General features: G+C 63.0%; 9 protein-coding genes. All 9 read left to right on the forward strand.

What is annotated here, in order from left to right; all coding sequences use genetic code 11:
* Positions 1–1,058: proton-conducting transporter membrane subunit (locus VD811_16065; GenBank protein HXV22500.1), on the forward strand; the 1,058-nt coding region annotated here is incomplete at its 5' end.
* Between the two features lie 30 nt (positions 1,059–1,088).
* Positions 1,089–1,232, forward strand: coding sequence for a hypothetical protein (locus VD811_16070; GenBank protein ID HXV22501.1), 144 nt, complete (start codon positions 1,089–1,091; stop codon positions 1,230–1,232).
* Positions 1,233–1,244: 12 nt separating this feature from the next.
* Positions 1,245–1,547 carry a hypothetical protein gene (locus VD811_16075; GenBank protein HXV22502.1) on the forward strand — a complete coding sequence of 101 codons (303 nt, stop codon included), beginning with the start codon at positions 1,245–1,247 and terminating at the stop codon, positions 1,545–1,547.
* Positions 1,540–3,315, forward strand: a complete 1,776-nt coding sequence (locus VD811_16080) for a Na(+)/H(+) antiporter subunit D (GenBank protein ID HXV22503.1) — start codon at positions 1,540–1,542, stop codon at positions 3,313–3,315. Before VD811_16075 ends, VD811_16080 begins: the two co-directional genes overlap by 8 nt.
* Before the next feature lie 47 nt (positions 3,316–3,362).
* Positions 3,363–3,824, forward strand: coding sequence for a universal stress protein (locus VD811_16085; GenBank protein HXV22504.1), 462 nt, complete (start codon positions 3,363–3,365; stop codon positions 3,822–3,824).
* Positions 3,825–3,836: 12 nt separating this feature from the next.
* The gene (hemW, locus tag VD811_16090; GenBank protein HXV22505.1) at positions 3,837–4,970 is read left to right on the forward strand and encodes a radical SAM family heme chaperone HemW; all 1,134 of its coding nucleotides are present in this window, start codon (positions 3,837–3,839) and stop codon (positions 4,968–4,970) included.
* 152 nt (positions 4,971–5,122) lie between these two features.
* Positions 5,123–6,160, forward strand: a complete 1,038-nt coding sequence (gene hrcA / locus VD811_16095) for a heat-inducible transcriptional repressor HrcA (GenBank protein ID HXV22506.1) — start codon at positions 5,123–5,125, stop codon at positions 6,158–6,160.
* Between the two features lie 15 nt (positions 6,161–6,175).
* Positions 6,176–6,772: a nucleotide exchange factor GrpE gene (gene grpE, locus VD811_16100; GenBank protein HXV22507.1), complete on the forward strand. Its 597-nt coding sequence runs from the start codon at positions 6,176–6,178 to the stop codon at positions 6,770–6,772.
* 58 nt (positions 6,773–6,830) lie between these two features.
* Positions 6,831–8,741, forward strand: a complete 1,911-nt coding sequence (gene dnaK / locus VD811_16105) for a molecular chaperone DnaK (GenBank protein ID HXV22508.1) — start codon at positions 6,831–6,833, stop codon at positions 8,739–8,741.
* Positions 8,742–8,774 lie beyond the last annotated feature (33 nt).

The raw sequence follows: 8,774 nt of genomic DNA on the forward strand, positions 1-8,774 counted from the left end.
TGTACCTCTTCTACGAGGTCCTTTCGCTGTCGACCTATCCGCTGGTAACCCACGAGCAGAATGCCGAGGCGCGGGCCTCGGGGCGCAAGTACCTGACCTACATCCTTGGCACCTCCATTGGCCTGGTGCTGCCGGCGATGCTGATTGTCTATCAGCTGACCGGGACCCTCGATTTCACCCACGGCGGGATCCTCGCCGGCAAGGCCTCCCCGGCGACCCTGAGCCTCTTGCTGCTGCTATTCGTGCTCGGCTTCGCCAAGGCCGGCGTGATGCCGTTTCACGGCTGGCTGCCGGCGGCAATGGTGGCGCCGACGCCGGTGAGCTCCTTCCTGCACGGTGTGGCGGTGGTCAAGGTTGGGGTTTTCTCGATCCTGCGGGTAGTCTTCGACATCTTCGGCCCCGACCTGCTGCGGAGCCTCGACCTCGGCGTGGCCCTGACCTACTTCGTCTCCATCACCATCCTGTTCGCCTCGCTGGTCGCCCTGACCCAGGACAACCTCAAGCGGCGGCTCGCCTACTCGACCATCGGCCAACTCTCCTACATGATTCTCGGTGCCGGCATGGTTTCCGCGGCGGGGATGACCGGCGGGGTGCTGCACATCGCCATGCACGCCTTCGGCAAGATCACCCTCTTCTTCTGCGCCGGAGCGATCTACGTGGCCAGCCACAAGAAGTACATCTCGGAGATGGACGGTCTGGGCCGAAAGATGCCGGTCACCTATGCGGCCTTCTTTCTCGGGGCACTTTCGATCATCGGCATGCCGCCCCTGGGCGGCTTTCTCAGCAAGTGGAACCTGCTGGTCGGGGCGGCGCAGTCGCACCAGTTGGTTCTGGTGGCGGTGCTGCTCGGCAGCTCGCTGCTCAACGCGGCCTATTTCTTCCCCATCGTATACCGGGGCTTTTTCGCCCCGGCCCCTGCGGGGGAGTCGAGCGGCGGAATCCGGGAGGCGCCCCTTTACTGCCTGTTGCCGCTGAGCGTCACCGCTCTCTGCTCGCTTCTGCTGTTTTTCTACCCTTCGGTCTTTCTCCAACTGGTGCAGCGGGCCCTCTTCCCCTGAAGGAGAGCGCCGGGCGAGGAGTTTTATATCATGCAGTCGAAACACGCTCATAAGAAGCATGAGGAGAAGTTGATCCTGGCCCATGACCCGGTGGCGGGTTACCGGCCGGTCTTCTACGTCACCTTCACTGCCGGGGTCCTTTACCTGGCCTACATCCTGTTCAATACCCTCTAGGGGAGCGCAGCCATGAAGAAGCCGGCCAAACCGGAAGTCCGGGAAGAGGATTTCCAGCATCCGGTCGACATGCAAGAAGAACTGGCGATGTTCGATCATCCGCAGAACGTCAAGCGCCTGCTCTACGGGTTCTTCACCTGTGTGGTGTTGCTGCTGGGGATCGACCTCTTCTATCACAAGCACGCCATCTTCCCCTGGGAGGAGTTCTTCGGCTTCTATTCCGTCTACGGTTTCGTCGCCTGCGTGGTGCTGGTGCTGGTCGCCAAATATATCCTGCGTCCCCTGGTGATGCGCAAAGAGGATTACTATGATTAACGCCCTGCCACCCGCCGTCATCCTGATCCTCGGAGCGCTGCCGGTCCCCTTCCTGCGGGGAAAGGCCAAGGCTGCCTGGATGCTGTTGCTGCCGGTGGTGAGCTTCCTCAACCTGCTGGCCATTCCCGAGGGAACCCACTGGACGGCCGGCTTCATGGACTACGAACTGGTCTTCGGCCAGGTCGACCGACTCAGTCTGATCTTCGGCTACATCTTTCACCTGATCTCCTTCATTTCGATCCTCTATGCCCTGCATGTCGAGGACGATGTGCAGAACGTCGCCGGGCTGGTCTACGCCGGCGCCGCCCTGGGGGTGACCTTCGCCGGCGACTTCTTCACCCTGTTCGTCTTCTGGGAGATGCTGACAATCAGTGCCACCTTCCTGATCCTGGCGCGGCGCACTCCGGCCGCCCTGGGCGCGGGTTTCCGCTACTTCATGGTGCATGTCGCCGGCGGTCTCTGTCTGCTCGCCGGCATCGTCCTCCACGTCCAGCAGACCGGCACCGCAGCCTTCGGCTTTGTCGGCCTCGACGGGCTGGCCTCGACCCTGATCTTCATCGGCGTCGGCGTCAACTGCGCCTGGCCCCTGCTGCACCCCTGGCTGACCGACGCCTATCCCGAGGCGACCATCACCGGCACCATCTTCCTCTCCGCCTTCACCACCAAGACGGCGATCTACGTTCTGGCCCGGGCCTTCCCCGGCACCGAGGAGTTGATCTGGATCGGCACGGCCATGGCCGCCTTCCCGATCTTCTACGCCGTCATCGAGAACGACCTGCGGCGGGTGCTGGCCTACAGCCTGATCAACCAGGTCGGCTTCATGGTCGTCGGCATCGGTATCGGCACCGCCCTAGCAATCAACGGCGCGGTCGCCCATGCCTTCAACGACATCCTCTTCAAGGGACTGCTGTTCATGACCATGGGTGCGGTGATGTACCGCACCGGCAAGATCAACGCCACCGACCTCGGTGGGCTTTACCGGTCGATGCCCTGGACCTGCACCTTTTGCATTGTCGGCGCCGCTTCGATTTCGGCCTTTCCCCTGTTCAGCGGTTTCGTCAGCAAATCGATGGTGATGGAGGCGGCAGCCCACGGTAATCTGCGTCTGGTCTGGTTCGTGCTGCTGTTCGCTTCGGCCGGGGTCTTTCATCATGCCGGCATCAAGATCCCCTTCTTCGCCTTCTTCTCCCACGACTCCGGGCTGCGCTGCAAGGAGGCGCCGCGACACATGCTGCTGGCGATGGGAATCGCCGCCGTTCTCTGCATCTTCATCGGCTCGTTCCCCCAATTCCTCTACAGCCTGCTCCCCTTCGCCACCGACTACCAGCCCTACACCGCGAGCCATGTGATCGCCCAAACCCAGCTGCTCTTTTTCTCGGCTCTTGCCTTCACCCTGCTGCTCCTCTCCGGCATTTACCCGGCGGAAATCCGTTCGGTCAACATTGATGCCGACTGGTTCTACCGCAAGGGGGGCCGGCTCTTCTATGGCCTGGCCGACAAGGCCTGCAACGGGTTGAACAGCTGGGGGGACAGGGTCCTCGTCAAGCTGGTCCCCGGTCTGCTGGCCCGCTTTTTCGAAGAGCCGGGAGGCAACATCCAGAAGCACGGTGTGCGCCTGCTGGCCGAAGCGACCGGAGAAGGCGCCGACCTTGGTACCACGGAGGACCGCATCGAGCGGCGCAGCCGGACGGCCGCCTATCCGGTGGGCGGTGGGGTTTTGCTGGCGGTGCTGTTCCTTGCAGTGATGTCCCTGCTGTTCTTCCTCTGAGGGAATTACCCCAGGGTGAACCAGACCTGTTTGTGGAGGTGGCCCACGTGAAAGCCCTGATCGCGCTCGACACTTCCCCCGCTTCGTGGCGCGCCGTCGAATATTCGGCCAGCATTCTCCCGCGACTTCCGGACAGTGAAGTACACCTGCTGTCCCTGACACCGGGGATTCCGCCGGGGAGCCGGCAGTTCGATCCGGCATCGCCGCCACCCGAGGTGCATGGAGACGAGGACCATCGGCTGGAGCTGCAAAAGCTTCGGGGCGCGCTGCAAGCCGCTGCCGACCTGCTGATCCGCAACGGAATGGCTGCAGTGCAGATTCGGCAATCGATCCAGCCAGTGTGCATCAGCCTGGGGCAGGACATCGTTGACGAGGCGGCGAAACGGGGCTGCGACACCATCGTGGTGGGACGCCGCGGCCTTTCCCGAGCCAGAAAACTGTTGCTGGGGAGCGTCTCCAGCGAGGTGGTCCACAAGGCCGCCGGCCTGACCGTCTGGGTGGTGGAGTAGTCTTCGCCCGGCATGCCCGCCCTCTACCTGCACGTTCCGTTCTGCCGCCGCAAATGCCCCTACTGCGATTTTTTCTCGCTGCCGGGGAACGCCTCCCAGCTCGCCCACTATCCCGATCTGCTCATCCGTCACCTGCGGCTCGCAGCCAGCTCCGGCCTCTGGCAAGGCCCCTTTTCTACCGTTTTTTTCGGCGGCGGCACCCCCTCCCTGTTGCCGGCCGAAGCGGTGGCGCGCGTGCTCACCGCGGCACGCACCGAGTTCGGGCTGGAAGCGGCAGCCGAGGTGACCCTGGAGGCCAACCCGGGTACCGTGACTCCGGCAAGCCTGGCTGGCTATCTTGAGGCCGGGATCAACCGCCTGTCGTTGGGCGTCCAGTCCCTCGATGAGTCAGGCTTGCGCACTCTGGGGCGCGTCCACACCGCTGCCGAGGCCTGTCAGGCCATCGCCTGGGCCCGACCGGCCGGATTTGCCAACGTCTCCCTCGACCTGATGTTCGCCCTTCCCGGCCAGACCGTCCGCGATTTGCACACGGAGGTTGGCCGACTGCTGGCCCTCTCGCCCGACCACCTCTCCTGCTATGGCCTGAGCGTCGAGGAGCAGACCCCCTTCTATCATCTCCACCGCCGCGGCGATCTCGAACTGCCCGACGAGGAGCGCTATGCCGCCCTTTTCCTGGCGCTGCACGAGCGCTTGACGCAGGCGGGGTATACGCACTACGAAATCTCCAACTACGCCCGCCCCGGCCGCCAGTGCCGGCACAACCTCGGCTACTGGCAGCGCCTGAGCTATCTGGGGGTCGGTGCCGGTGCGCACAGTTTTCTGGACGCCGGTTGGGGAGAGCGCCAGTCGGTGCCTCCGGACCTCAACCGTTACGCCCGAGGTTTGGGCGGCGGTGAGAACCCGGCACAAACCCTGGAAACTTTCGACCACCGCGGAGCCATGGCTGAAACCCTCTACCTGGGGTTGCGCACCGCCGCCGGCGTCGATGACGATCGATTCCGGCAGCGGTTCGGTCTGCGGGTCGCCGAGGCATTTCCGGCGGCGATCGAAAAGGCCGGCCGGCACCTGCGGTTGAAGGACGGATTCTGGACCTTCGACCTCGACGGCTGGCTGCTCTACGACCATCTCATCACCCCCTTTCTTTGAGCTAATGCGCGGATTTTTCCGCTGCTTTAGACCTTGACAAAGGGGAGGGGCGTTGTTATGTTGTTCACGCTTAGCACTCTTCCCCCGGGAGTGCTAACGGTGAGCGCTGGGCCGGATTTTCCGGCTTCTGGTTTTTTGGGGCGGTGAAACGGATGAGCGAGGAGCTCAACGAGCGCAGTCGGAAGATCCTCGAGGCAATCATCGAGGACTATATCGACTCGGCCGAACCGATCGGTTCCCGGGCCATGACCCGCCGCCATCCCCTTGGTCTGTCCCCGGCCACGGTGCGCAACGTCATGGCCGACCTGGAGGAGATGGGCTACATCATCTCTCCGCATACCTCGGCGGGGCGGGTTCCGACCGACAAGGGGTACCGGTTTTATATCGACTCCCTGCTCCAGGTGCGGCAGTTGTCCCAGCAGGAGCAACAGCGGATCCAGCAGCATCACCACCTCAAGGGGCTGCGCATGGATGAGCTGCTGCGGGAGGCGGGCAAAATCCTCTCACGCATTTCCCATTACACGGGAATCGTCATGGCCCCGCGTTTTACGGCCACCGTCTTTCGCCATATCGAGTTCATCCGTCTCTCCCTGGGACGCATCCTGGTCGTTTTCGTCAGCGATACGGGGCTGGTGCAGAACAAAATCATCGAGACCACTGAAGCGCTCTCCCCGGGCGAGCTTGAGCAGATGAGCAGCTACCTCAACCAGACCCTGACCGGCATGACTATCCAGCAGGCAAAGGCGCGGATTGTCGAGGAGATGGCCAAGGAAAAGGCCCTCTACGACAATTTGCTGCAGCGGGCTCTGCTGCTTTCTCGCGAGGCGCTCCAGGAGGAGTCGGAAAGCGAAGTCTTCATCGAGGGGGCCGCTAATATTTTCGAGCAGCCCGAGGGCGCCGACCTGGAGCGGATGAAACGGCTGTTCAGGACTTTTGAACAGAAAGGTCTGCTGGTGGAGCTCCTCGACAAGAGCCAGAAGGCCGATGGGGTCCAGATCTTCATCGGCAACGAAAACGAGTATCGGGAAATTGAGGGCTGCAGTCTGGTCACTGCGACCTATTCCAGTCGCCGTGGGACCATCGGCACCTTGGGGGTCATCGGCCCGGTACGCATGCCTTATTCAACGGTGATTCCCGTCGTCGATTACACGGCCCGGCTGGTGAGTCAGATGCTGGAGTCGGAGTCATAACAGGAGACTTATAGCGTGTCCAAGAAGAAGCAGCAGCACGAAATGGATGAACAAAGCGAAACCGCCGGAAGCGCAGCCGGGGAGCAGACCCCGTCGCCGGTACCGGAAGTTGTGTCGGCAGAGCAGCCCCCTGCCGAGGGGGCACTTGCCGCCAGCCAGGCGGAGGCGCAGAAGAACTGGGACCTCTACCTGCGCGCCCGGGCCGATCTGGAAAACTACCGCAAGCGGGTGCAGCGGGAAAAGGAGGACCTCTCCCGTTTCGCCAATGAAAACCTGCTGCGCGAGATCCTGCCGGTGATGGACAATCTGGAGCGTGCCCTCGAGCACGCCCGGCAGAGTGATGGCGGCAACGGCGGACTGCTGCAGGGGGTGGAGCTGACCCTCGGTCAGTTCCAGCGGGTAATCGATAAGTTCGGTGTGACCCCGATCCGCTCGCTCGGCGAGCCGTTCGACCCGGCCCGGCACGAGGCGCTCGGACAGGTGGAGAGTGCCGAGCACCCCCCCAACACGGTAGTGCAGGAGTTGCAAAAGGGCTACCTGCTCAATGATCGTCTGCTGCGGCCAGCCATGGTCATGGTGGCCAAGGCGCCGCCGGTCGCCGCCGAGCCGTAAGGCGGCGCGAAACTGATAACATCTATGAACCCAGAGGGATCAAAGGAGGATACAAGTCATGGCTAAAGTCATTGGTATAGATCTCGGCACCACCAACTCCTGCGTGGCCGTCATGGAAGGGGGCGAGCCGGTCGTCATCGCCAACGCCGAAGGCTCGCGCACTACGCCGTCGATGGTGGCGATCACCGAGAGCGGCGAGCGGCTGGTGGGACAGCAGGCCAAACGGCAGGCGGTCACCAACCCGGAAAATACCCTCTTCGCCATCAAGCGCCTGATCGGCCGCAAGTTCGACACCGAGGCGGTGCGCAAGGATATCAAGATCAGTCCCTTCAAGATCGTCAAGGCCGACAATGGCGACGCCTGGGTCGAGGTGCGCGGAAAGAAGTACAGTCCGCCCGAGATCTCGGCCATGGTCCTGCAGAAGATGAAGCAGACGGCCGAGGACTACCTCGGCGAGTCGGTCACCGACGCGGTGATTACCGTCCCGGCCTACTTCGACGACTCGCAGCGCCAGGCGACTAAGGACGCGGGCAAGATCGCCGGCCTCAACGTGCTGCGCATCATCAACGAGCCGACGGCGGCGGCGCTTGCCTACGGTCTTGACCGGAAGAAGGAGGAGAAAATCGCCGTCTTCGACCTTGGTGGCGGAACCTTCGACATCTCCATCCTCGAACTCGGTGAAGGGGTCTTTGAAGTCCGTTCGACCAACGGCGACACCTTTCTCGGCGGCGAGGATTTCGACCAGCGCATCATTGACTACGTGGCCGACGAGTTCAAGAAGGAGCAGGGGATCGACTTGCGCAGCGACAAGATGGCCCTGCAGCGCCTCAAGGAGGCGGCGGAGAAAGCCAAGTGCGAGCTCTCCACCTCGATGGAGACCGACATCAACCTCCCCTTCATCACCGCCGACCAGACCGGGCCCAAGCATCTCAACATCCGCCTCACCCGGGCCAAGCTGGAAAGCCTCTGCGCCGACCTCATCGAGAATCTCGTCGCTCCCTGCCGCACCGCCCTCAAGGATGCCGGCCTCTCCGCCGCCGACGTCGACGAGGTAATCCTGGTTGGCGGCATGACCCGCATGCCGATCGTGCAGAAGAAGGTCCAGGAGATCTTCGGCAAGGTCCCCAACCGCGGGGTCAACCCCGACGAGGTAGTGGCCATCGGCGCCGCCATCCAGGCCGGCGTTCTCAAGGGGGAGGTCAAGGACGTGCTGCTCCTCGACGTCACCCCCCTCTCTCTGGGAATCGAAACCCTGGGCGGGGTAATGACCAAGCTGATCGAGAAAAACACCACCATTCCCTGCAAGAAGAGCCAGGTTTTCTCTACCGCCGCCGATAACCAGCCGGCCGTTTCCGTGCACGTGCTGCAGGGCGAGCGAGAGATGGCCGGCGACAACAAGACCATCGGCCGCTTTGAACTGGTCGGCATTCCGCCGGCCCCGCGCGGAGTGCCGCAGGTCGAAGTCACCTTCGACCTCGACGCCAACGGCATCCTGCATGTCTCGGCCAAGGACCTCGGTACCGGCAAGGAGCAGTCGATCCGCATCACCGCCTCCTCCGGCCTCTCCCAGGAGGAGATCGACAAGATGGTGAAGGACGCCGAGGCCCACGCCGCCGAGGATCACAAGAAACGTGAGCTGATCGAGGCCCGCAACCAGGCCGACGGCTTGGTCTATACCACCGAGAAATCCCTCAAGGAGCACGGCGACAAGGTCGACGAAGCGACCCGCGCCGGGATCCAGCAAGCGCTGGATGAGCTCAAGAAGGCGATGGAGGCGGATGACGCCGAGACCATTCGGACGAAGACCGAAGCCCTCGCCCAGTCTGCCCACAAGCTTGCCGAGGCGATGTACGCCCAGGCGCAGGCTGCCGGTGATGCCGGCGAAGCTGCCGCCGGGGAAGGGAAAGCCGGCGGCAAGGAAGATGTCGTCGAAGCCGAGTTCGAGGAAGTCAAGGACGAGAAGAAATAGCGGCAACTGGTTTTTGCATCCTGCGTAACCGTA

It is taken from the genome of Desulfuromonadales bacterium (assembly GCA_035620395.1).
In the GTDB taxonomy this organism is placed as follows: domain Bacteria; phylum Desulfobacterota; class Desulfuromonadia; order Desulfuromonadales; family DASPGW01; genus DASPGW01.

Bases quoted from the DNA above. Each gene is read 5' to 3' on its own strand.
- VD811_16070 (HXV22501.1), top strand. From the start codon at position 1,089: ATGCAGTCGAAACACGCTCATAAGAAGCATGAGGAGAAGTTGATCCTG.
- VD811_16075 (HXV22502.1), top strand. From the start codon at position 1,245: ATGAAGAAGCCGGCCAAACCGGAAGTCCGGGAAGAGGATTTCCAGCAT.
- VD811_16080 (HXV22503.1), top strand. From the start codon at position 1,540: ATGATTAACGCCCTGCCACCCGCCGTCATCCTGATCCTCGGAGCGCTG.
- hemW (HXV22505.1), top strand. From the start codon at position 3,837: ATGCCCGCCCTCTACCTGCACGTTCCGTTCTGCCGCCGCAAATGCCCC.
- hrcA (HXV22506.1), top strand. From the start codon at position 5,123: ATGAGCGAGGAGCTCAACGAGCGCAGTCGGAAGATCCTCGAGGCAATC.
- dnaK (HXV22508.1), top strand. From the start codon at position 6,831: ATGGCTAAAGTCATTGGTATAGATCTCGGCACCACCAACTCCTGCGTG.